Consider the following 22,085-nt stretch of genomic DNA (forward strand, 5'->3'; position numbering starts at 1 on the left):
GGCATAATAACAAACATCGATTCCAGCGAAAGCGCTCCTCCATGAATGTTGATCTGCACTGTCACAGCACGGCCTCCGACGGCGCCCTGTCGCCTTCGACACTGGTCGCCCGGGCCCATGAGCATGGGGTGCAAACGCTGGCACTGACCGACCATGACACCATCGAAGGCCTGCCCGAGGCGCGCCAGGCGTGCCGCGACAAGGGCATGCACTGGGTCAGCGGGGTGGAGCTGTCGTGCACCTGGGGTGGCGCGACCATCCATGTGCTGGGCTATGACTTCCCGCTCGACGCACCGCCCCTGCTGGCGGCGATCGAAGCGCTGCACCGTGGCCGCTGGCTGCGCGCCGAAGAAATCGACAAACGGCTGGCGGCCAAGGGCATGCCCGATACCCTCGACGGTGCTCGCGCCGTGCAGCACGAACTGGGCGATAGCGGCAACGCCCCGGCGCGCCCGCATTTTGCCGAGTACCTGGTGCGTGCCGGGCACGTCAAGGATCGCGGCGAGGCGTTTCGCAAATGGCTGGGCGCCGGCAAGCTGGGGGACGTCAAGCAGCACTGGCCGACCCTTGATGAAACCGTCGCGACCCTGCGCCAGTCCAACGCTTGGGTGAGCCTGGCGCATCCCATGCACTACGATCTGACCCGCAGCAAGCGCAGAAGGCTGATTGCCGACTATATTCAGGCAGGCGGGCAGGCGCTTGAAGTGGTCAACGGGATGATGCCTGCCGAGCAGGTGGGCACCATGTCCATCCTCACCCGTGAGTTCGGCCTGCTGGCAAGCGCTGGCAGTGACTTCCACGGCCCCGGCACCTGGGGCGAGATCGGTGCCTACCGGCCTTTGCCCGAGGACCTGCCACCTCTGTGGCGCCGATTCAGCCATGAACAGCCTTTGGCGGTATGAACAGGACGACTACGTGAGCCAATTTTTCCAGATTCATCCGGAGAACCCGCAGCAGCGCCTGATCAAGCAGGCCGTCGAGATTATCCGCAAGGGCGGTGTGGTGGTGTACCCGACGGATTCGGCCTATGCACTGGGTTGCCAGATGGGTGACAAGGCGGCCATCGAACGGGTGCGGCGCCTGCGCGGGCTGGACAAGACGCACAACTTCACCCTGATGTGCTGCGACATGTCGCAGTTGGGGTTGTACGCCAAGGTCGATACCGGCACCTTCCGGCTGCTCAAGGCACATGTGCCGGGGCCTTACACGTTCATCCTCAACGGCACGCGCGAAGTGCCGCGCCTGCTGTTGCACGATAAGCGGCGCACCATCGGGCTACGGGTGCCGGCCCATGCCATTACCCTGGCCCTGCTGGCCGAACTGGGCGAGCCGTTGATGAGTGTGAGCCTGATCCTGCCAGGCGACTTCGAGCCGATGACCGACCCTTACGAGATCCGCGAGCGCCTGGAGCACCATGTCGACCTTGTGATCGACGGCGGTTTCGGTGACCTCAAGGCATCGACCATCATCGACCTGTCCGGTGATGAACCGGAACTGGTCCGTGAAGGCTGCGGCGACCCCACGCCGTTCCTGGTCAACGCGTGAGCCAGGTGGAAACGCCCGAGGCACCGGCCGAACAGGCCGAAACGCCTCGGCAGCTGCAGTTGGCACTGGTCTATGGCGAAGCCCTGACCGAACTGCCACTGGACCTGTACATCCCGCCGGACGCTCTGGAAGTCATCCTCGAAGCCTTCGAAGGCCCGCTGGACCTGTTGCTGTACCTGATCCGCAAGCAGAACATCGACATCCTCGACATTCCGGTGGCGGAAATCACCCGCCAGTACATGGGCTACGTGGAGCTGATGAAGAGCGTGCGCCTGGAGCTGGCCGCCGAATACCTGGTGATGGCTGCCATGCTCGCCGAGATCAAGTCGCGCATGTTGCTGCCGCGCTCGGCCGAGGTCGAGGAGGAGGAGGGTGACCCGCGCGCCGAACTGATTCGCCGGCTGCAGGAGTACGAGCGCTTCAAGGCTGCCGCCGAAGGTATCGATGAATTGCCACGGGTCGGCCGCGAGGTGGTGGTGCCGCGCCTGGAGGCGCCACAGGCCAAGGTGCGCAAGCTGCTGCCCCAGGTCAGTCTGGAAGAGCTGCTGGTGTCGATGGCCGAGGTGATGCGCCGCAACGACCTGTTCGAAAGCCATCAGATCACCCGCGAGACCTTGTCCACCCGCGAACGCATGAGCCAGGTGCTGGAACGCCTGAAGGGTGGCGGTTTCGTGCCGTTCGTCGAGCTGTTCGCCGCCGAGGAGGGCAAGCTGGGCGTAGTGGTGACGTTCATGGCGATTCTCGAGCTGGTGAAGGAATCGCTGATCGAACTGGTGCAGAATGAACCCTTCGCCGCCATCCACGTGCGGCTTCGCCCGGCGCTTGTTGAAGACCCTGATGAACCTGAATGAACCCCGCGACCTGGCGTCGCTGATCGAGGCTTTCCTGCTGGCTTCGGGCAAGCCGCAATCCCTGGAGCGCCTGTACGAACTGTTCGAGGAAGCCGAGCGACCGGAGCCCAAGGTCTTCAGGCAGGCGCTGGAGCTGCTGGGCAAATCGTGCAACGGCCGCGCCTTTGAGCTCAAGGAGGTGGCCAGCGGTTACCGCCTGCAGATTCGCGAGGACTTTGCGCCGTGGGTCGGGCGCCTGTGGGAAGAACGCCCGCAGCGCTACTCGCGCGCGCTGCTGGAAACCCTGGCCCTGATCGCCTACCGCCAGCCCATCACCCGTGGCGAAATCGAGGATGTGCGCGGCGTGGCGGTGAACAGCAACATCATCAAGACCCTGATGGAGCGCGAGTGGATCCGCGTGGTCGGCTACCGCGAAGTGCCCGGGCGGCCGGCGATGTTCGCCACCACCAAGGCGTTTCTCGACCATTTCAACCTCAAGAGCTTGGACGAGCTGCCGGCCCTGGCCGAGCTGCGGGAGATGGAGCCCGAGCCGCTGCTCGACCCGGATGATGCGCCAGTGCCGGCGCACCTGCAGGCATTGGCGGATGCCAGCCTTGGGGAAGAGCAAGAGGTTGTCGAGCCGAAGGAGGAGACCAGCTTCCGTAGCCTGCTGGTGGAGCTGGATGCCATGGAAGAGGGGCTGAAGACCGATTTCGATGACTTGCGCGAGGAAGATACTGAAGCTGCTGTGGAAGAGGACGGCAAGTTGCAGCCCTGAGTCTTCTGTTGTCTGTGCTGGCCCTTTCGCGGTTAAACCCGCTCCCACAGGGATATCACAGGTCCTGAGAGTGATGCGGTACTTGTGGGAGCGGATTTACCCGCGAAGAGGCCGGTACTGCCAATACATAACCATTAGGCAGAAACCCCTCGCAAAGCCCACAAAACCCTCTACCCTCCAGTGCGTTCCCACGCCGAACCGCGTATGATGCGCGGCCTTTTGGCGCGTTCGTCGCCAGAACCCTTATTTCATTCCTACACCGGGAGGTGCCCAGATGAGTGAGCAAGACCTGCAAGATACCGAGATCACCCCTCCATCCGGCGAAAAGCTGCAGAAAGTGCTGGCGCGCATTGGCGTTGGCTCGCGCCGTGACGTCGAGGCCTGGATCAGCCAGGGCCGCATCAAGGTCAACGGCGTCGAGGCCACCCTCGGCCAGCGCGTCGACCTGCACGACGCCATTGCCGTGGATGGCAAGCTGATCAAGCGCGAAGAGGCCGCCGAGGCCACCCGCCGGGTGATCATGTACAACAAGCCCGATGGCGAAATCTGCACCCGTGACGACCCGGAGGGCCGCCCGACTGTGTTCGACCGCCTGCCACGTCCGAAAGAAGGCCGCTGGATCAACATCGGCCGCCTCGATATCAACACCACCGGCCTGCTGCTGTTCACCACCGACGGTGAACTGGCCAACCGCCTGATGCACCCGTCCTACGAGATGGACCGTGAGTACGCGGTACGTGTGCGTGGTGAGGTCGACGACGAGATGATCGAGCGCCTGAAGGCCGGCGTGATGCTGGAAGATGGCCCTGCCAAGTTCACCGACATCCAGAAGGCACCCGGTGGCGAAGGCTTCAACCACTGGTACCACTGCGTGGTGATGGAAGGCCGTAACCGTGAAGTGCGTCGCCTGTGGGAGTCCCAGGGCATGGTGGTCAGCCGCCTGAAGCGCGTGCGTTTCGGCCCGGTGTTCCTCAACTCCGACCTGCCGATGGGCCGCTGGCGTGAAATGACCCAGGGCGAAATCGACATCCTCGCTGCTGAAGTGGGCCTGCAGCCGGTGGCGCTGCCAGCCATGAAGCTCAAGGCCAAGGACAAGATGGAGCGCCTGCAGCGCAAATCGACCCGCCCGCTGGGCCGTGGCGAGCGCGTGCGCAGCCTGCGCCCGGCCCACGAAGGTGCTGCTGCCGGCGAACGCCCGGCGCGCCAGGCGCGTGAAGAGGCCCCGCGCAAGACCGGCCGTGGCAGCACCGTGGCCGAACGCCCGAGCGAGATGCGCAAGCGTCCGGCCAAGCCTGAAGGTGACAAGCCGGCAGGCCGTGGCCGCGGCAAACCGCGTGGCTGATTGGCCTTTGCGTTGAAACAGAACCAGCCTTCGGGCTGGTTTTTTATGGCTGTGAGAATTTGGGGCTGCTGCGCAGCCCATCGCGACACAAGGCCGCTCCCACAGAAAACGCGTCACCTGTGGGAGCGGCCTTGTGTCGCGAAAGGGCCGCAAAGCGGACCCAAGATACTGAACAAAAAGAATTTTTCGGACGACTGGCAAGTTCCCGAACCACCTTGTAAAGAAAATTGTACGAATGTGGTCGGTTTCAGCCCGGATTTCAGATTAGGTCGAATCGTGTAAACAAACCTTGCCGCCGACTCCCCGTCAAAACAGCCGACAAAGCCCCTCCCACCCTTGCCCAAAGCCCCGCCCCACGGTGTTATAGCCGCTATTGCCGTGTGCAAAAGCCTGTCCACAGAGCCAGGCTGACAAAACAACAAATGGAGGCGCCATGTACGCCGATCACTTCGCCTTTCAAGGCCCACACCACAGGATCGCTGCGTTTTTTCCCGAGGAAACGATGCAACGCGTTGACGCCTGCGCGTTTGCAGGGGTATACAGTGCGCCGCGTTTTACCTGTGACTCCTTTGCGTACCGCGCACTCTTGATCACGCCTGGTTGACCCGCCCCGGCGGCACCTGAGGTCAGGAAACCCAAGGTAACCACCTTGCCCATTCCGCTGCGCCACGAGCGCGGTGGGTCCGATTCCGTCACAGATAAAAACAATGCAGGTGACTTCGTTCATGAGTGGACAAAACATGCATTCAGGCGAGCTCAAGCGCGGCCTGAAGAACCGCCATATCCAGTTGATCGCCCTCGGCGGTGCGATTGGTACCGGCCTGTTCCTCGGCTCGGCAGGCGTGATGAAATCCGCTGGTCCGTCGATGATCCTTGGCTACGCCATCTGCGGCTTCATCGCCTTCATGATCATGCGCCAGCTCGGCGAAATGATCGTCGAAGAGCCGGTGGCCGGCTCGTTCAGCCATTTCGCCCACACCTACTGGGGTGGTTTCGCCGGCTTCCTGTCGGGCTGGAACTGCTGGGTGCTGTACATCCTGGTGGGCATGTCGGAGCTTTCGGCGGTCGGCAAGTACGTCCACTACTGGTGGCCGGAGATCCCCACCTGGGTCACGGCGGCAGCGTTCTTCGTGCTGATCAACGCCATCAACCTGATGAACGTGAAGTTCTTCGGTGAGGCCGAATTCTGGTTTGCCATCATCAAGGTGGTGGCCATCGTCAGCATGATCGGCCTGGGTGCCTACCTGCTGACCAGCGGCAGCGGCGGCCCCGAGGCAACCGTGGCCAACCTGTGGTCGCACGGCGGCTTCTTCCCGAACGGTGTCAGCGGGCTGGTGATGGCCCTGGCCTTCATCATGTTCTCCTTCGGTGGCCTGGAAATGCTCGGCTTCACCGCAGCCGAGGCCGACAAGCCGAAGACCGTGATCCCCAAGGCAATCAACCAGGTCATCTACCGTATCCTGATCTTCTATGTCGGTGCCCTGGTGGTGCTGCTGTCGCTGACCCCATGGGACAACCTGGTAGCCAGTATCGATGCCTCCGGTGGCAGCTATGGCAGCAGCCCATTCGTGCAGGTGTTCTCGCTGCTGGGCAGTGACGTGGCCGCGCACCTGCTGAACTTCGTGGTCCTGACTGCAGCGCTGTCGGTGTACAACAGCGGCACCTACTGCAACGCCCGCATGCTGCTGGGCATGGCCGAACAAGGTGACGCTCCGGCGTCGCTGGCCAAGGTCGACAGCCGCGGTGTGCCGGTGCGCTCGATCCTGGCGTCGGCAGGCGTGACGCTGATCGCGGTGCTGCTCAACTACCTGATGCCGCAAAACGCCCTGGAACTGCTGATGTCGCTGGTGGTGGCTACCCTGGTGATCAACTGGGCGATGATCAGTTACTCGCACCTGAAGTTCCGCCAGCACCTGGACCGCACTGGCCAGAAGCCGCTGTTCAAGGCGCTGTGGTACCCCTATGGCAACTACATCTGCCTGGCGTTCGTGGTGCTGATCCTGGGCATCATGGCGATGATCCCGGGTATCCAGGTTTCCGTGTATGCGATCCCGGTGTGGCTGTTTGCCATGTTCGTGGTCTACATGGTCAAGCCGCGTCGCAAGGCGCAGGCGCTTGGGGCTGCTGGTAGCGTTGCCAAGTAAGGCGCTGCGGCGATAGAAAAACCCGAAGCCGGGTGACTGGCTTCGGGTTTTTTGTTGCCTGTGCCGGCCCCTTCGCGGGTAAACCCGCTCCCACAGGGACATCACCTGACCTGAAAGCAGCGCTATACCTGTGGGAGCGGGTTTACCCGCGAAGAGGCCGGCACAGGCAAAAATCAGATCTGCTCCAGCAACCAGCTGCGAAACGCCCGCAGCGACGGCAACGCCTCATTGCGCGGCGGGTAGATCAGGTAATAACTGCGCTGGCTGGCAAATGCCACCCCTGGGCTGTAGAGCTCACCCTTGGCCAGTTCTTCCTCCACCAGTATGCGCGGCACCAGGCCGATGCCGATCCCGGCCCGTACCGCCTGGATCAGGTGCGAGGTCAGCTCGAAGCTCGGCCCCAGGCGCATCGCCCGGTGCGCCAGGCCATGGTGCGAGAACCACTCGCCCCAGGCATGCGGGTTGTTGGCCACATTCAGCAGCACCTCTTCAGTGATGCGTGCAGGGCTCCAGCCTTGGCTGTCCGCACCAGCCTCAGGCGGCAATATCACCACCAGTTCCTCGGCATGCAGGCGATGGCAGATCAACCCCGGCAGGTCGTGGCTGGCCACGCCGATGGCGGCATCGATCTCGCTGGTGTCGAAGTTGATGGCTTCGATGCGTGAATGTATGTGCACCAGCATGCCCGGGTGTGCGCTGTAGAAGGCATGCAACCGCGGCAGCAGCCATTTCGAACCGAAGGTGGGCAGGGTGGCCAGGCGCAAGGTGCCTACCCCCGACTGGTAGGCCAACGCCTGCAAGGTGGCGCTGCGGATGCGCCCCAGTGCTTCGCTGAGCTCGCGCTGGTACAGGCGGCCGACATCGGTCAGCTGCACCTGGCGCCCCTCGCGGCGGAACAGGGTCAGGCCCAGTTGCTGCTCCAGCGCCTGCACCTGGCGGCTGACCGCGCTCTGGGTGAGCGACAGCTCGGCGGCGGCTCGGGTGTAGCTTTCATGCCGGGCGGCAGCCTCAAAAGCCAGTAGCAGCGACATGGACGGGGTGAGATGGCGGTAATTCATTCATGAAAGTCATTAATAGCGGCAGGATTATCCGTTTGCCCCTGAAGCGAAACTACAGGAACATTGGCCTGCACGTCACCTCCGCATGTCATCACCCATGCCGGAACGACAGGAATCCCGTGAATTAGCCAATATCAAGAGGCCATCCTTCGATGATCGCCCAGCTGCCGACCGTTGCCCCGAGCGCCAACTACCCCGAATTCCTCGAAGCCCTGCGCAACAGCGGCTTCCGTGGCCAGATCAGTGCCGACTACGGCACCCGCACGGTGCTGGCCACCGACAACTCGATCTACCAGCGCTTGCCACAGGCGGCGGTGTTCCCGCTGGACGCCGACGATGTGGCGCGGGTCGCCACGCTGATGGCCGAGGGGCGCTTCCAGCAGGTCAAGCTGACCCCACGCGGTGGTGGTACCGGCACCAACGGGCAGTCGCTGACCGACGGTATCGTCGTCGACCTGTCGCGGCACATGAACAAGATCCTCGAAATCAACGTCGAGGAACGCTGGGTGCGGGTGCAGGCCGGTACTGTCAAGGACCAGCTCAACGCTGCGCTCAAGCCGCACGGGCTGTTCTTCGCCCCCGAGCTGTCCACCTCCAACCGTGCCACTGTCGGCGGCATGATCAACACCGATGCCAGTGGCCAGGGCAGTTGCACCTATGGCAAGACCCGCGACCACGTACTGGAGCTGCACAGCGTGCTGCTCGGTGGCGAGCGCCTGCACAGCCTGCCGATCGACGATGCTGCGCTGGAACAGGCCTGTGCCGCGCCCGGCCGGGTCGGCGAGGTGTACCGCATGGCGCGGGAGATCCAGGAAACCCAGGCCGATCTCATCGAAGCCACTTTCCCCAAGCTCAACCGTTGCCTGACCGGTTATGACCTGGCCCACCTGCGCGACGAGCAGGGCCGCTTCAACCTCAACAGCGTGCTGTGCGGTGCCGAGGGCTCGCTGGGCTATGTGGTCGAAGCCAAGCTCAATGTGCTGCCGATCCCCAAGTACGCCGTGCTGGTCAACGTGCGCTACACCAGCTTCATGGATGCACTGCGTGATGCCAACGCGCTGATGGCGCACAAGCCGCTGTCGATCGAGACCGTCGACTCCAAGGTGCTGATGCTGGCGATGAAGGATATCGTCTGGCACAGCGTCGCCGAATACTTCCCGGCCGACCCCGAGCGCCCGACCCTGGGCATCAACCTGGTGGAGTTCTGCGGCGACGAGCCGGCCGAGGTCAATGCCAAGGTGCAAGCGTTCATCCAGCACCTGCAGAGCGACACCAGCGTCGAGCGCCTGGGCCATACCCTGGCCGAGGGTGCCGAGGCGGTGACCCGCGTCTACACCATGCGTAAACGTTCGGTGGGCCTGCTGGGCAACGTCGAGGGCGAAGTACGCCCGCAACCGTTCGTGGAAGACACCGCGGTACCGCCGGAGCAACTGGCCGACTATATCGCCGACTTCCGTGCACTGCTCGATGGCTACGGCCTGGCCTATGGCATGTTCGGCCACGTCGATGCCGGCGTGCTGCACGTGCGCCCGGCGCTGGACATGAAGGACCCGGCCCAGGCCGCACTGGTCAAGCCGATTTCCGACGCCGTGGCGGCGCTGACCAAAAGCTATGGCGGCTTGCTGTGGGGCGAGCACGGCAAGGGCCTGCGTTCTGAATACGTGCCGGAGTACTTCGGCGAGCTGTACCCGGCGCTGCAGCGCCTTAAAGGCGCCTTCGACCCACACAACCAGCTCAACCCGGGCAAGATCTGCACCCCGTTGGGCAGTGCCGAGGGCCTGACCCCGGTCGATGGCGTAACCCTGCGCGGCGATCTCGACCGCACCATCGACGAACGCGTGTGGCAGGACTTCCCTAGCGCCGTGCACTGCAACGGCAACGGCGCCTGCTACAACTACGACCCCAACGACGCCATGTGCCCGTCGTGGAAGGCCACCCGCGAGCGCCAGCACTCACCCAAGGGCCGTGCCTCGCTGATGCGCGAATGGCTGCGCCTGCAGGGCGAGGCCAACATCGACGTGCTGGCGGCGGCACGCAACAAGGTGTCGTGGCTCAAGGGCCTGCCGGCACGCCTGCGCAACAACCGCGCGCGCAGCCAGGGCCAGGAAGACTTCTCTCATGAGGTGTACGACGCCATGGCCGGCTGCCTGGCGTGCAAGTCGTGCGCCGGTCAGTGCCCGATCAAGGTCAACGTGCCGGACTTTCGCTCGCGCTTCCTCGAGCTGTACCACGGCCGCTACCAGCGCCCGCTGCGTGACTACCTGATCGGTTCGCTGGAGTTCACCATCCCGTACCTGGCCCACGCGCCAGGGCTGTACAACGCGGTGATGGGCTCGAAGTGGGTGAGCAAGCTGCTGGCCGACAAGGTCGGCATGGTCGACAGCCCGCTGATCAGTCGCTTCAACTTCCAGGCTACCCTGACCCGCTGCCGCGTCGGCGTGGCCAGCGTGCCGGCCCTGCGTGAACTGACCCCGGCCCAGCGCGAGCGCAGCATCGTGCTGGTGCAGGATGCCTTTACCCGTTACTTCGAGACACCGCTGCTGTCGGCCTTCATCGACCTGGCGCACCGCCTGGGCCACCGGGTGTTCCTGGCGCCGTATAGTGCCAACGGCAAGCCACTGCACGTTCAGGGCTTCCTCGGTGCGTTCGCCAAGGCGGCGATCCGCAATGCCACCCAGCTCAAGGCCCTGGCCGAGTGCGGCGTGCCGCTGGTGGGCCTGGACCCGGCGATGACCCTGGTGTATCGCCAGGAGTACCAGAAAGTGCCGGGCCTGGATGGCTGCCCGCAGGTGCTGTTGCCGCAGGAGTGGTTGATGGACGTGCTGCCGGAGCAGGCACCGACTGCGCCGGGCACTTTCCGCCTGATGGCGCACTGCACCGAGAAGACCAACGTGCCGGCCAGCACCAAGCAGTGGGAGCAAGTGTTTGCCCGCCTTGGCCTGAAGCTGGTGACCGAGGCGACTGGCTGCTGCGGTATGTCCGGTACCTATGGGCACGAGGCGCGCAACCAGGACACCTCGCGGACCATCTTCGAGCAGTCGTGGGCTACCAAGCTGGACAAGGAAGGCGAGCCGCTGGCGACCGGTTACTCGTGCCGCAGCCAGGTCAAGCGCATGACCGAGCGGCAGATGCGCCACCCGCTGGAAGTGGTGCTGCAGTACGCCAAGCGCTGACCATCAGGGCCTCGGGGCTGCCTTGCAGCCCCCTGGTTTACGCCGTCCCTGTAGGAGCAGCCTTGCGCTGCGAAGAGGCTGGTAGAGCCAATAGGTTTTCTTCGGCAGTAATGGCCTCTTCGCAGCACAAGGCTGCTCCTACAAGTCCCGTGCATGCCTTGAAGATGATGCCTGCCGATACAGATACAGGCTCAATACCAGCCCGCAAGCCGCCGCTGCTGCCGCAAACAGGAACATCGAAGCAAACCCGAACCCCGCCGCCACCGCGCCCACCAGCGGCCCGGTCACCCCCAGCGACAAATCGATGAACAGCGAATAAGCCCCCACCGCCGCCCCGCGGTTGGCCGCCGACACCTGGTTCACCGCCTCCACCCCCAGTGCCGGGAACACCAGCGAGAAGCCGAACCCGCTCAGTGCGGCCCCCGCCAACGCCAGTTCGGCGCTGGGCGCCAGCCACAGCATCAGCAGCCCGAGTGTTTCCACCGACAGGCAGGCGATCGCCACCCGGAACCCGCCAAGCCGGTTGATCAGGTTGCCGAACAGTAGTCGCGCACTGATGAAGCTGGCGCCGAACAGGCTCAGCGTCAGTGCCGCATTGGCCCAGCCACGGCTGGCGTAATACAAGGTGATGAAGGTGGCGATGGTGCCAAAGCCGATCGAGCCCAGGGCAAGTCCCGAGCCGTGCGGGAACACCTTGCCCAGCACCCGCAGGAACGGCAGGCGCACGCCACTGACGATCGGTGCGGCCTGTTTGGGCCAGGCCAGCAGCAACCCGAGCGCACACAGCAGGATGATGCTCACGCCCATGCTCCACAGGCCCAGGCTCTTGACCATCAGCACGCCCAACGGAGCGCCGATGGCCAGCGCGCCATAGCTGGCGATGCCGTTCCAGGAAATGACCTTGGCCGTGTTTTCGGCACCTACGCGGCCAATGCCCCAGCCAATGGAACCGGAGCCCACCAGGCTTTCCGCACTGCCGAGTACCAGGCGGCCGACCAGCAGGCAGGCCAGGCTCAGCCAGGGCAGGTGGGTGAGGAAGGCGCAGGCCAGCATGAAAACCCCGCTGAGGCCGCAGCCGGCCAGGCCATACATGACCGCCTTCTTGCTGCCGTGGTTGTCGATGATGCGGCTGGCGGTGGGGCGGCTGAGCAGGGTGGCCAGGTACTGCACGCTGATCACCAGGCCCGCGACCACGGCACTGAAGCCCAGGTCGTTGTGCACATAGCCGGGCAATACGGCCAGCGGGATGCCGATGTTCAGGTAGCCGATGAAGGTGAAGAGGACGATGGAGACGACTTGCAGGGTGACCGCAAGGGGGCGCGGTGAGTGGGGCATGAGGGCCTACGTGGGTTCTGGACGGTGTGAAAACGTGATGACGGGGGTAGCCCGCAGGTCAGCCGTTTTCACACAGTCGGGGGATGCGCGGTTATTCCTGGTCAGCGCTGGATTGATCGTCACCATCCTGCTCGACGGCAGCTGCCGGTTCGGCGTGAACGGTCACGGTTGGCTCTTCTGGGTTCAGGCTTGGGAAGGGAAGATTCGGGATTTCATGCATCTCGTCGTTCCTCGCAAGTGTGAGTGAAAAGTCTGCGCCAGGCGCGTTTGAAGCTTCGCAAAGCTGGGGCAGGATACACAAGTCTGGATGACAGTTTGGATTTTTTGGCGGTCGCTTGTCGGTTTTGCGGGCGAACAGCGGACATGTTTCCCATAAAAAATGGGGCCATCGGGCCCCATTCTTTCAGTGCTTACTTGCGGCCTTCAGCCGTCTCCGCCACCTTGTCGGTGCGTGCGCACATGATGAAGTCATTGCGGTGCAGGCCTTTGATCGAGTGGCTCCACCAGGTCACGGTGACCTTGCCCCACTCGGTCAGCAGGCCCGGGTGGTGGCCTTCGGCCTCGGCGATCTCGCCCACGGCATTGGTGAACGCCAGGGCGTGCTTGAAGTTCTTGAACAGGAACACGCGTTCCAGCTCCATATGGCCGTCACGTACTTCGATGTTCCAGTCCGGGATTTCGCGAATCAGCTCGGCCAGCTCTTCGTCGGTGACCTTTGGTGCGTCGGCGCGGCAGGCTTCGCAATGGGCTTGGTTCAAGGCATTCATGTGGTGTTTTCCGGTTCGAGTTGTTATCGGCAAGGTCGCTCAGGCAGCGACCTTGGGTGGAAACTTCGGTGCGTGCAGGCCCAGCTGCATGGCTTTGTGAACCATGCCCATGATGTCTTCGTGGGCCAGGTCGAACAGACGCTTCATGTTCGGTAGCACGAAATACAACGGCTGCAGGATGTCGATGCGGTACGGTGTGCGCATGGCCTCGATCGGGTCGAAGGCCTGGTGCTCGGGCTCGCCAGACAGACTGTAGACGGTCTCCTTTGGCGACGAGAGGATGCCGCCGCCATAGATCTTGCGGCCCTGCGCGGTTTCCATCAGGCCGAACTCGATAGTCATCCAGTACAGGCGCGCCAGGTACACACGTTGTTCCTTGGTCGCGGCCAGGCCGAGCTTGCCGTAGGTATGGGTGAATTCGGCGAACCAGGGGTTGGTCAGCAGCGGGCAGTGGCCGAAGATCTCGTGGAAGATATCGGGCTCTTGCAGGTAGTCCAGCTCTTCCGGGGTACGGATGAAGGTGGCTACCGGGAAGCGCTTGCTGGCCAGCAGTTCGAAGAAGGTCTGGAAGGGGATCAGCGCCGGGACCCGAGCAACCTGCCAACCGGTGGTGGCGCCCAGCACCTTGTTGATCTCGCCCAGTTGCGGAATACGGTCATGGGGCAGCTTGAGCTGGTCGATGCCGTCCAGGTATTCCTGGCACGCGCGGCCTTCGATCACTTTCAGCTGACGGGTGATCAGGGTGTTCCATACCGCATGCTCTTGCTGCGGGTAATCGATAAAACCATGCGCATCGGGCTCGCGTGCCACGTATTGCGTCTGTTTCATGTGGCTCTCCTGGTGAGGGCTTTTCTTGTTATGTGCAGGACATGCCTAATGAATATCCCTTCGCTGGCCACTTTGCACGGGGTGGGCCAGTGGGAGGGACCGGCATTCGGCGATGTTTTCGTAACGATAATTTTACAAAAAGGCGTAGGTGTCGGAAAATCCGAGGCATCTGGCTGAAGCTTCGGCTGTTTTTGTCAGCTTATCTTTACGACTTTTCCGCGCGGTGTTGAAAAACATTGGCGCTTCGAGAGCCCTCATGCGTATCAAAGTGCATTGCCAGAACCGTATTGGCATCCTGCGCGACATCCTCAACCTGCTGGTGGAGTACGGCATCAACGTGCTGCGCGGCGAGGTGGGCGGTGACCATGGCAACGCCATCTACCTGCATTGCCCGAACCTGATCAATCTGCAGTTCCAGGCGTTGCGGCCGAAGTTCGAGGCGATTGCCGGGGTATTCGGTGTCAAGCGCGTGGGGCTGATGCCCAGCGAGCGCCGACACATGGAGCTGAATGCGTTGCTGGGTGCGCTGGACTTTCCGGTACTGTCGATCGACATGGGCGGCAGCATCGTCGCCGCCAACCGTGCCGCTGCGCAGCTGCTGGGGGTGCGGGTGGACGAGGTGCCGGGCATGCCGCTGGCGCGCTATGTGGAGGACTTCGACCTGCCAGAGCTGGTGCGCGCCAATAAGTCGCGCATCAACGGCCTGCGCATCAAGGTCAAGGGCGATGTGTTCCTGGCCGATATCGCGCCGCTGCAGTCCGAGCACGACGACAGCGAGGCGCTGGCCGGCGCGGTGCTGACCCTGCACCGCGCCGACCGTATCGGTGAGCGCATCTATAACGTGCGCAAGCAGGAGCTGCGCGGTTTCGACAGTATCTTCCAGAGCTCGCGGGTAATGGCTGCGGTGGTGCGCGAGGCGCGGCGCATGGCGCCGCTGGACGCGCCTTTGCTGATCGAGGGCGAGACCGGCACCGGCAAGGAGTTGCTGGCGCGTGCCTGCCACCTGGCAAGCCCGCGCGGCCAGTCGCCGTTGATGGCGCTCAACTGCGCCGGGTTGCCCGAGTCGATGGCCGAGACCGAGCTGTTCGGCTACGGCCCTGGGGCATTCGAAGGGGCGCGGGCCGAGGGCAAGCTGGGGCTGCTGGAGCTGACCGCCGGTGGCACGCTGTTTCTCGACGGGGTAGGGGAGATGAGCCCACGCTTGCAGGTGAAGCTGCTGCGTTTTCTGCAAGATGGCTGCTTCCGCCGCGTAGGCAGCGATGAAGAGGTGTACCTGGATGTGCGAGTGATCTGCGCGACCCAGGTGGATTTGTCCGAATTGTGTGCCCGGGGCGAGTTTCGTCAGGACCTGTATCACCGGCTCAATGTGTTGTCGCTGCACATTCCACCATTGCGCGAATGCATGGATGGCCTGGAAGGGCTGGTGCAGCACTTTCTCGACCAGGCCAGCCGGCAGATCGGCTGCGCCATGCCGCGCCTGGCGCCAGCGGCGATGGACAAACTCGGCCAGTATCATTGGCCGGGTAATGTAAGGCAGTTGGAAAACGTGTTGTTCCAGGCGGTTTCGTTATGCGAAGGCGGCGTGGTCAAAAGTGAACATATACGTTTGCCGGATTACGGCGTGCGCCAACCGCTGGGTGAATTTTCGCTGGATGGGGATCTTTCGCAGATTGTCGGGCGTTTTGAAAAAGCGGTACTGGAAAGTTTGATGGGGGAATTCCCGAGTAGTCGGGCTTTAGGTAAAAGACTGGGTGTTTCGCATACTACTATTGCCAACAAGTTGAGGGATTATTCGTTGGGCAAGTCGGTAGATTAATAAGCGGTTGGTCAATAACCTGTTAATCAGGTGCAATATTCTTCGCGGGCAAGCCCGCGAAAGGGGCCCGCAGGGCCCCCAGTTCACAAGGTGTCAGCCGTTCGAGCAGCCGTTCCCCATCACGCGGTATTCGAGAATGTGCTTCTGGCCCTTGGAGTCCTCGTAGGTCATGCGGGCTGGCACGACTTCGCACACATTGGGCACTTCGCTCATGGAAATGACGCGGGCAATGTCCAGGTGCTGCGAGTAACTGTACTGTTCAACCGGAATCTGCTCGGCATCTTTGGCTTCGCCGGCCATCGCCGCGCCGCAAAGACTGCCAAGTACCAATACCAGTAAAGCTTTCATTTTCAATTTACCTGTCTAAGGTCGTGAGGGGGCACGCGGCGCTTATGGCGCCGCGAGTATTGCTAGTTTTAACTATCAGGTTTGGAGGGGGATTAACGCTTGCCTTCGTGGGGGCTGTTACCAGTTGTTAATCGCCTTGCCGTTGCTGGCGAGGTGAATTTTATGGCTGGGGCCAAGGCCGAAACAGTGGGTCTTTTGATAAAGTGTTTTGACAGAATCTGTAACAATCCTCTGGTAAACCGCGCCCGTAATTTCTCGCCTGGGCTGTAAGGTGCGTGCCAGAGCGCTTTGTCGGGACGAGCGTACCAAATTACTACCAACGTCGAATGGCTTTTGTCGCTCTGGTACAGTTACAAACGGTTCCATACAAAAACAACTATTACACCGAGGTAACACAGATGAGTGCGGCTCCACTGTATCCCGTTCGTCCCGAGGTTGCGGCCACCACCCTGACCGACGAGGCCACCTACAAGGCCATGTACCAGCAATCGGTGATCAACCCGGACGGCTTCTGGCGCGAGCAGGCCCAGCGCATCGACTGGATCAAGCCATTCACCAAGGTCAAGCAGACCTCCTTCGACGACCATCACGTCGATATCAAATGGTTCGCCGACGGCACTCTGAACGTTTCCTCCAACTGCCTGGACCGCCACCTCGAAGAGCGCGGTGACCAGTTGGCCATCATCTGGGAAGGCGACGACCCTTCCGAACACCGCAACATCACCTATCGTGAACTGCACGAGCAGGTCTGCAAGTTCGCCAACGCCCTGCGTGGCCAGGATGTGCACCGGGGTGACGTGGTCACCATCTACATGCCGATGATCCCCGAAGCCGTGGTCGCCATGCTGGCCTGTGCCCGTATCGGTGCGATTCACTCGGTGGTGTTCGGCGGCTTCTCGCCCGAAGCGCTGGCTGGCCGTATCATCGACTGCAAGTCCAAGGTCGTGATCACCGCAGACGAAGGCGTGCGCGGTGGCCGCCGTACCCCGCTCAAGGCCAACGTCGACTTGGCGCTGACCAACCCTGAAACCAACAGCGTGCAGAAGATCATCGTGTGCAAGCGCACCGGGGGCGACATTGCCTGGCACCAGCACCGCGACATCTGGTACGAAGACCTGATGAAAGTCGCCTCCAGCCATTGCGCGCCGAAAGAGATGGGTGCCGAGGAAGCGCTGTTCATCCTTTATACCTCCGGCTCCACCGGCAAGCCGAAGGGCGTGCTGCACACCACCGGCGGCTACCTGGTATACGCCGCGCTGACCCATGAGCGCGTGTTCGACTATCGCCCGGGCGAGGTGTACTGGTGCACCGCCGACGTGGGTTGGGTCACCGGCCACAGCTACATCGTCTACGGCCCGCTGGCCAACGGCGCCACTACCTTGCTGTTCGAAGGCGTGCCGAACTACCCCGACATCACCCGCGTGTCGAAGATCGTCGACAAGCACAAGGTCAACATCCTGTACACCGCACCAACCGCCATCCGCGCGATGATGGCCGAAGGGCAGGCTGCAGTCGAAGGTGCCGATGGCTCCAGCCTGCGCCTGCTGGGCTCGGTGGGTGAGCCGATCAACCCCGAAGCCTGGAACTGGTACTACAAGACCGTGGGCAAGGAGCGTTGCCCGATCGTCGACACCTGGTGGCAGACCGAGACCGGCGGCATCCTGATCAGCCCGCTGCCTGGCGCCACCGGCCTCAAGCCGGGCTCGGCAACGCGTCCGTTCTTCGGCGTGGTGCCGGCGCTGGTGGATAACCTGGGCAACCTGATCGAGGGCGCTGCCGAGGGCAACCTGGTGATCCTCGATTCCTGGCCGGGCCAGTCGCGTTCGCTGTACGGCGACCACGACCGTTTCGTCGATACCTACTTCAAGACCTTCCGTGGCATGTACTTCACCGGCGACGGTGCGCGCCGCGACGAGGATGGCTACTACTGGATCACCGGTCGCGTGGATGACGTGCTGAACGTGTCCGGTCACCGCATGGGTACTGCCGAAATCGAAAGCGCCATGGTGGCGCATGCGAAAGTGGCCGAGGCCGCGGTGGTGGGTGTGCCGCACGACATCAAGGGGCAGGGCATCTATGTGTATGTCACCCTCAATGCCGGTATCGAGGCCAGCGAGCAGCTGCGCCTGGAGCTGAAGAACTGGGTGCGCAAGGAAATCGGCCCGATCGCCTCGCCGGATGTGATCCAGTGGGCGCCGGGGCTGCCGAAGACCCGGTCGGGCAAGATCATGCGCCGCATCCTGCGCAAGATTGCCACCGGTGAGTACGATGCCCTGGGTGATATCTCGACCCTGGCCGACCCGGGTGTGGTGCAGCACCTGATCGATACCCACAAGGCCATGAGCCTGGCTTCGGCCTGATAGCGAAGCTCGCAAACGCTGGAGGCGTTGCGTTATCTCTGTGGGAGCGGCTTTAGCCGCGAAGAACCCAGCGCGGTGGATGGCACCGGCGTTGCCGGTGTTCGCGGCTGAAGCCGCTCCCATAGGGTGAGGTATATGCCTGAGGGCTGTGTTGTATCAGTGAGGCCAGCCAACAAGAACCCCGCCCGGGCAACCGGCGGGGTTTTTGCTTTACTGTTACCCGACATTCATCGGTAACTGTTCTGTCACCGGCGTCGCACAATATCGGGGCGCCAGGAAACAAATCCGGCCTGTTTCGGTGCGTTTTCGCAGCCTTTTTTGCGACACGGCACGCTGCACTTGCCGTAATACAAGGCTTTGCCAATAATAGGCCCGGGAATTGCTAGTACTATAGGTTCTATTTCTTGCGCTCTTGCATATTTTGCAATGGCTGTCAACATCGCCCGTTGCCGTTTCAAGCGCTTCTGTAAGTAGTTGTCGCTTTGAAGAAATATCGACTACCGGGCTGTCGTTAAAATGCCACTCACTCGCTCGTGGTCTGCGGCCTTGGTCGAACCCTGCGCGGCTCGCGTTGTACCCATTCGCATATCGGGCAGCCGTTACCTGCCTTGTATTGCCCTGTACCGATGGAGTTACCTGATGAAGAAGCTCGCACTGCTTGGCGCCCTGGCGCTGTCCGTGTTTTCCCTGGTGTCGCAGGCCGATGAAAAACCGCTGAAAATCGGCATCGAAGCCGCCTACCCACCCTTCGCCTTCAAGCAGCCAGACGGCAGCATTGCCGGTTTTGACTACGACATCGGCAACGCCCTGTGCGAAGAGATGAAGACCAAGTGCACCTGGGTCGAGCAGGAGTTCGACGGCCTGATCCCGGCGCTGAAAGTGCGCAAGATCGACGCCATCCTGTCGTCCATGTCAATTACCGAAGACCGCAAGAAATCGGTCGACTTCACCAAGCGCTACTACCTGACCCCTGCGCGCCTGGTGATGAAGGAAGGTACCGCCGTCAGCGACAGCCTGGATGAGCTCAAGGGCAAGAAGATTGGTGTGCAGCGCGGCTCGATCCACGACCGCTTCGCCAAGGAAGTACTGGGCGCCCAAGGTGCCACCGTGGTTCCTTACGGCACCCAGAACGAAATCTACCTGGACGTGGCAGCTGGCCGCCTCGATGGCACCGTGGCCGACGCCACCCTGCTGGAAGACGGCTTCCTCAAGACCGACGCCGGCAAGGGCTTCGCCTTCGTAGGCCCGGCCTTCACCGACGCCAAGTACTTCGGTGACGGCATCGGCATTGCCGTGCGCAAGGGTGACAAGGCCAACGTCGACCGCATCAACGCTGCCATCGACGCCATTCGTGCCAACGGCAAGTACAAAGAAATCGAGAAGAAGTACTTCAACTTCGATATCTACGGTCCAGACTCGAACTAAGACGTCGGGTTTCACCTGTGCAATGGTGCAAACAGCAGAGGCTCTGAGGTTTGCACCATTTTTCATTCTCTAGGTCGAGGACCTCATCATGTTGAAAGGCTACGGGGCAGTCATCCTCGACGGGGCGTGGCTGACGCTTCAGCTCGCCCTGTCGTCGATGGCCCTGGCCATCGTGCTCGGCCTGATCGGTGTGGCGCTGCGCTTGTCGCCGGTGCGCTGGCTGGCCTGGCTGGGCGATCTGTATTCCACGGTGATTCGTGGTATTCCGGACCTGGTACTGATCCTGCTGATCTTCTACGGCGGGCAGGACATCATCAACCGGGTTGCGCCGCTGCTCGGTTATGAAGACTACATCGACCTGAATCCGCTGATCGCGGGTATCGGTACCCTGGGCTTCATCTTTGGTGCCTACCTGTCGGAAACCTTCCGCGGTGCGTTCCTCGGTATTCCCAAAGGCCAGGCCGAAGCCGGCGTGGCGTATGGCATGAGCAACCGCCAGGTGTTCTTCCGCATCCAGGTGCCGCAAATGATTCGCCTGGCGATCCCGGGCTTCACCAACAACTGGCTGGTGCTGACCAAGGCCACCGCGCTGATTTCGGTAGTGGGCCTGCAGGACATGATGTTCAAGGCCAAGCAGGCGGCCGACGCCACCCGCGAGCCTTTCACCTTCTTCCTGGCGGTGGCGGCCCTGTACCTGGTGCTGACCAGCATCTCGCTGCTGGCCCTGAAGTATCTCGAGCGCCGCTACTCGGTGGGCGTCAAGGTGGCTGAACTATGATCTTCGACTACAACGTCGTCTGGGAGGCACTGCCGATGTACTTCGGCGGCCTGCTGACCACCCTCAAGCTGCTGGCGATTTCGCTGTTCTTCGGGCTGCTGGCGGCCATTCCGCTGGGCCTGATGCGGGTGTCCAAGCAGCCAGCGGTCAATCTCGTGGCGTGGCTCTACACCTACGTGATCCGCGGCACGCCGATGCTGGTGCAGCTGTTCCTGATCTACTACGGCCTGGCGCAGTTCGAGGCGGTGCGCGAAAGCTTCCTGTGGCCGCTGCTGTCCAGCGCTACCTTCTGCGCCTGCCTGGCGTTCGGCATCAACACCAGTGCCTACACCGCCGAAATCATCGCCGGCAGCCTCAAGGCCACGCCGCATGGCGAAATCGAGGCGGCCAAGGCCATGGGCATGTCGCGCATGAAGATGTACCGGCGCATCCTGCTGCCGTCGGCCCTGCGCCGGGCGCTGCCGCAGTACAGCAATGAAGTGATCATGATGCTGCAGACCACCAGCCTGGCGTCGATCGTCACCCTGATCGACATCACTGGCGCTGCGCGCACGGTCAATGCCCAGTACTACCTGCCTTTCGAGGCCTATATCACGGCGGGCGTGTTCTACCTGTGCCTGACCTTCATCCTGGTGCGCCTGTTCAAGATGGCCGAACGCCGCTGGCTCGGCTACCTGGCGCCGCGCAAGCACTGACCGCTTTGTGAGAATCGACAGCATGTACAAACTCGAAGTCCAAGACCTGCACAAGCGCTACGGCAGCCATGAAGTGCTCAAGGGCGTGTCCCTGTCGGCCAAGGCAGGCGATGTCATCAGCATCATCGGCTCCAGCGGTTCGGGCAAGTCGACCTTCCTGCGCTGCATCAACCTGCTGGAGCAGCCGCACGCCGGCAAGATCCTGCTCAACAACGAAGAGTTGAAGCTGGTACCGGGCAAGGACGGCGCGCTCAAGGCCGCCGACCCGCGTCAGCTGCAGCGCATGCGCTCGCGCCTGTCGATGGTTTTCCAGCACTTCAACCTGTGGTCGCACATGACCGCGCTGGAAAACATCATTGAGGCGCCGGTGCACGTGCTGGGCGTGAACCGCAAGGAAGCCCTGGAAAAGGCCGAGCACTACCTGGCCAAGGTGGGTGTCGCTCATCGCAAGGACGCCTTCCCGGGGCACATGTCCGGCGGCGAGCAGCAGCGTGTGGCAATTGCCCGGGCGCTGGCCATGGAGCCGGAGGTCATGCTGTTCGACGAGCCGACCTCGGCGCTGGACCCGGAGCTGGTGGGCGATGTGCTCAAGGTGATGCAGGCGCTGGCCCAGGAAGGCCGCACCATGGTGGTGGTGACCCACGAAATGGGCTTTGCCCGTGAGGTTTCCAACCAGCTGGTGTTCCTGCACAAGGGCCTGGTGGAAGAAACCGGCTGCCCGCGCGAAGTGCTGGCCAACCCGCAGTCGGAGCGCCTGAAGCAGTTCCTCTCCGGCAGCCTGAAGTAAAAGCTGCATTTTTGCACCAGAATAGGGCATGCTGCGCGGCGAGCGCAGCCTGACCCGGCGCACAGACTCGAACGAC

Annotated in this window: 19 protein-coding genes; 13 read left to right on the forward strand and 6 right to left on the reverse strand. The window is 62.5% G+C overall.

What is annotated here, in order from left to right:
* Window positions 1–41 precede the first annotated feature (41 nt).
* The 6 genes from CAG18_RS16065 to CAG18_RS16090 all read left to right on the forward strand — a co-directional run bounded on the left by CAG18_RS16065 (window position 42) and on the right by CAG18_RS16090 (window position 6,639).
* Window positions 42–902 (forward strand): PHP domain-containing protein, encoded by an 861-nt coding sequence (locus tag CAG18_RS16065; RefSeq protein ID WP_015271282.1) that lies wholly within the window; start codon window positions 42–44, stop codon window positions 900–902.
* A 13-nt stretch (window positions 903–915) separates the two neighbouring features.
* Entirely contained in the window at window positions 916–1,545 is a 630-nt protein-coding gene (locus tag CAG18_RS16070; protein ID WP_015271281.1) for an L-threonylcarbamoyladenylate synthase, read from the forward strand.
* 125 nt (window positions 1,546–1,670) lie between these two features.
* Window positions 1,671–2,396 (forward strand): ScpA family protein, encoded by a 726-nt coding sequence (locus CAG18_RS16075; RefSeq protein WP_161551480.1) that lies wholly within the window; start codon window positions 1,671–1,673, stop codon window positions 2,394–2,396.
* Window positions 2,383–3,153 (forward strand): SMC-Scp complex subunit ScpB, encoded by a 771-nt coding sequence (gene scpB / locus CAG18_RS16080; protein WP_085721183.1) that lies wholly within the window; start codon window positions 2,383–2,385, stop codon window positions 3,151–3,153. Before CAG18_RS16075 ends, scpB begins: the two co-directional genes overlap by 14 nt.
* A gap of 274 nt (window positions 3,154–3,427) precedes the next feature.
* The gene (gene rluB / locus CAG18_RS16085) at window positions 3,428–4,495 is read left to right on the forward strand and encodes a 23S rRNA pseudouridine(2605) synthase RluB (RefSeq protein WP_013973666.1); all 1,068 of its coding nucleotides are present in this window, start codon (window positions 3,428–3,430) and stop codon (window positions 4,493–4,495) included.
* Window positions 4,496–5,220: 725 nt separating this feature from the next.
* Window positions 5,221–6,639 carry an amino acid permease gene (locus CAG18_RS16090; protein ID WP_161551429.1) on the forward strand — a complete coding sequence of 473 codons (1,419 nt, stop codon included), beginning with the start codon at window positions 5,221–5,223 and terminating at the stop codon, window positions 6,637–6,639.
* A gap of 173 nt (window positions 6,640–6,812) precedes the next feature.
* Here the strand turns inward: CAG18_RS16090 and CAG18_RS16095 are convergent, their stop codons facing one another.
* Entirely contained in the window at window positions 6,813–7,697 is an 885-nt protein-coding gene (locus CAG18_RS16095) for a LysR substrate-binding domain-containing protein (RefSeq protein ID WP_015271277.1), read from the reverse strand.
* Between the two features lie 152 nt (window positions 7,698–7,849).
* Between CAG18_RS16095 and CAG18_RS16100 the strand changes: the two genes are divergently transcribed.
* On the forward strand, window positions 7,850–10,870 hold the full coding sequence (locus CAG18_RS16100) for an FAD-binding and (Fe-S)-binding domain-containing protein (RefSeq protein ID WP_085721184.1): 3,021 nt from the start codon (window positions 7,850–7,852) through the stop codon (window positions 10,868–10,870).
* Between the two features lie 138 nt (window positions 10,871–11,008).
* Here CAG18_RS16100 and CAG18_RS16105 read toward each other — a convergent pair whose 3' ends face one another.
* The 4 genes from CAG18_RS16105 to phhA form a co-directional block, all read right to left on the reverse strand.
* Window positions 11,009–12,205 carry an MFS transporter gene (locus tag CAG18_RS16105; protein ID WP_085721185.1) on the reverse strand — a complete coding sequence of 399 codons (1,197 nt, stop codon included), beginning with the start codon at window positions 12,203–12,205 and terminating at the stop codon, window positions 11,009–11,011.
* Window positions 12,206–12,296: 91 nt separating this feature from the next.
* Window positions 12,297–12,425, reverse strand: coding sequence for a hypothetical protein (locus CAG18_RS27325; RefSeq protein WP_015271274.1), 129 nt, complete (start codon window positions 12,423–12,425; stop codon window positions 12,297–12,299).
* A gap of 190 nt (window positions 12,426–12,615) precedes the next feature.
* Window positions 12,616–12,972 carry a 4a-hydroxytetrahydrobiopterin dehydratase gene (locus CAG18_RS16110; protein ID WP_003254532.1) on the reverse strand — a complete coding sequence of 119 codons (357 nt, stop codon included), beginning with the start codon at window positions 12,970–12,972 and terminating at the stop codon, window positions 12,616–12,618.
* A gap of 39 nt (window positions 12,973–13,011) precedes the next feature.
* On the reverse strand, window positions 13,012–13,800 hold the full coding sequence (phhA, locus tag CAG18_RS16115) for a phenylalanine 4-monooxygenase (protein WP_003260109.1): 789 nt from the start codon (window positions 13,798–13,800) through the stop codon (window positions 13,012–13,014).
* Between the two features lie 256 nt (window positions 13,801–14,056).
* Between phhA and CAG18_RS16125 the strand changes: the two genes are divergently transcribed.
* Entirely contained in the window at window positions 14,057–15,616 is a 1,560-nt protein-coding gene (locus CAG18_RS16125) for a sigma-54-dependent phenylalanine hydroxylase transcriptional regulator PhhR (RefSeq protein WP_024087504.1), read from the forward strand.
* A 93-nt stretch (window positions 15,617–15,709) separates the two neighbouring features.
* Here the strand turns inward: CAG18_RS16125 and CAG18_RS16130 are convergent, their stop codons facing one another.
* A complete protein-coding gene (locus tag CAG18_RS16130; protein ID WP_003260110.1) occupies window positions 15,710–15,964 on the reverse strand; it encodes a DUF2790 domain-containing protein in 255 nt (84 codons plus the stop codon).
* A gap of 398 nt (window positions 15,965–16,362) precedes the next feature.
* Here CAG18_RS16130 and acs point away from each other — a divergent pair, with 398 nt between their 5' ends.
* From acs to CAG18_RS16160, 5 genes are all read left to right on the forward strand, one after another.
* Window positions 16,363–18,324 carry an acetate--CoA ligase gene (gene acs / locus CAG18_RS16135; RefSeq protein WP_015271271.1) on the forward strand — a complete coding sequence of 654 codons (1,962 nt, stop codon included), beginning with the start codon at window positions 16,363–16,365 and terminating at the stop codon, window positions 18,322–18,324.
* A gap of 639 nt (window positions 18,325–18,963) precedes the next feature.
* Entirely contained in the window at window positions 18,964–19,749 is a 786-nt protein-coding gene (locus tag CAG18_RS16145; RefSeq protein ID WP_085721187.1) for an ABC transporter substrate-binding protein, read from the forward strand.
* Window positions 19,750–19,837: 88 nt separating this feature from the next.
* Window positions 19,838–20,527 (forward strand): ABC transporter permease, encoded by a 690-nt coding sequence (locus tag CAG18_RS16150; RefSeq protein WP_003260113.1) that lies wholly within the window; start codon window positions 19,838–19,840, stop codon window positions 20,525–20,527.
* Window positions 20,524–21,222 (forward strand): ABC transporter permease, encoded by a 699-nt coding sequence (locus CAG18_RS16155; RefSeq protein WP_003260115.1) that lies wholly within the window; start codon window positions 20,524–20,526, stop codon window positions 21,220–21,222. The genes CAG18_RS16150 and CAG18_RS16155 overlap by 4 nt, the downstream gene beginning before the upstream one ends.
* A gap of 22 nt (window positions 21,223–21,244) precedes the next feature.
* Window positions 21,245–22,009, forward strand: a complete 765-nt coding sequence (locus CAG18_RS16160; protein ID WP_025340127.1) for an ABC transporter ATP-binding protein — start codon at window positions 21,245–21,247, stop codon at window positions 22,007–22,009.
* Window positions 22,010–22,085 lie beyond the last annotated feature (76 nt).

Source organism: Pseudomonas sp. B22(2017), assembly GCF_002113105.1.
In the GTDB taxonomy this organism is placed as follows: domain Bacteria; phylum Pseudomonadota; class Gammaproteobacteria; order Pseudomonadales; family Pseudomonadaceae; genus Aquipseudomonas; species Aquipseudomonas asiatica.

Coding starts and splice junctions, on each gene's coding strand:
- CAG18_RS16065 (WP_015271282.1), top strand. CDS start 42: ATGAATGTTGATCTGCACTGTCACAGCACGGCCTCCGACGGCGCCCTG.
- scpB (WP_085721183.1), top strand. CDS start 2,383: ATGAACCTGAATGAACCCCGCGACCTGGCGTCGCTGATCGAGGCTTTC.
- rluB (WP_013973666.1), top strand. CDS start 3,428: ATGAGTGAGCAAGACCTGCAAGATACCGAGATCACCCCTCCATCCGGC.
- CAG18_RS16090 (WP_161551429.1), top strand. CDS start 5,221: ATGAGTGGACAAAACATGCATTCAGGCGAGCTCAAGCGCGGCCTGAAG.
- CAG18_RS16095 (WP_015271277.1), bottom strand. CDS start 7,697: ATGAATTACCGCCATCTCACCCCGTCCATGTCGCTGCTACTGGCTTTT.
- CAG18_RS16100 (WP_085721184.1), top strand. CDS start 7,850: ATGATCGCCCAGCTGCCGACCGTTGCCCCGAGCGCCAACTACCCCGAA.
- CAG18_RS16105 (WP_085721185.1), bottom strand. CDS start 12,205: ATGCCCCACTCACCGCGCCCCCTTGCGGTCACCCTGCAAGTCGTCTCC.
- CAG18_RS27325 (WP_015271274.1), bottom strand. CDS start 12,425: ATGCATGAAATCCCGAATCTTCCCTTCCCAAGCCTGAACCCAGAAGAG.
- CAG18_RS16110 (WP_003254532.1), bottom strand. CDS start 12,972: ATGAATGCCTTGAACCAAGCCCATTGCGAAGCCTGCCGCGCCGACGCA.
- phhA (WP_003260109.1), bottom strand. CDS start 13,800: ATGAAACAGACGCAATACGTGGCACGCGAGCCCGATGCGCATGGTTTT.
- CAG18_RS16125 (WP_024087504.1), top strand. CDS start 14,057: ATGCGTATCAAAGTGCATTGCCAGAACCGTATTGGCATCCTGCGCGAC.
- CAG18_RS16130 (WP_003260110.1), bottom strand. CDS start 15,964: ATGAAAGCTTTACTGGTATTGGTACTTGGCAGTCTTTGCGGCGCGGCG.
- acs (WP_015271271.1), top strand. CDS start 16,363: ATGAGTGCGGCTCCACTGTATCCCGTTCGTCCCGAGGTTGCGGCCACC.
- CAG18_RS16145 (WP_085721187.1), top strand. CDS start 18,964: ATGAAGAAGCTCGCACTGCTTGGCGCCCTGGCGCTGTCCGTGTTTTCC.
- CAG18_RS16150 (WP_003260113.1), top strand. CDS start 19,838: ATGTTGAAAGGCTACGGGGCAGTCATCCTCGACGGGGCGTGGCTGACG.
- CAG18_RS16155 (WP_003260115.1), top strand. CDS start 20,524: ATGATCTTCGACTACAACGTCGTCTGGGAGGCACTGCCGATGTACTTC.
- CAG18_RS16160 (WP_025340127.1), top strand. CDS start 21,245: ATGTACAAACTCGAAGTCCAAGACCTGCACAAGCGCTACGGCAGCCAT.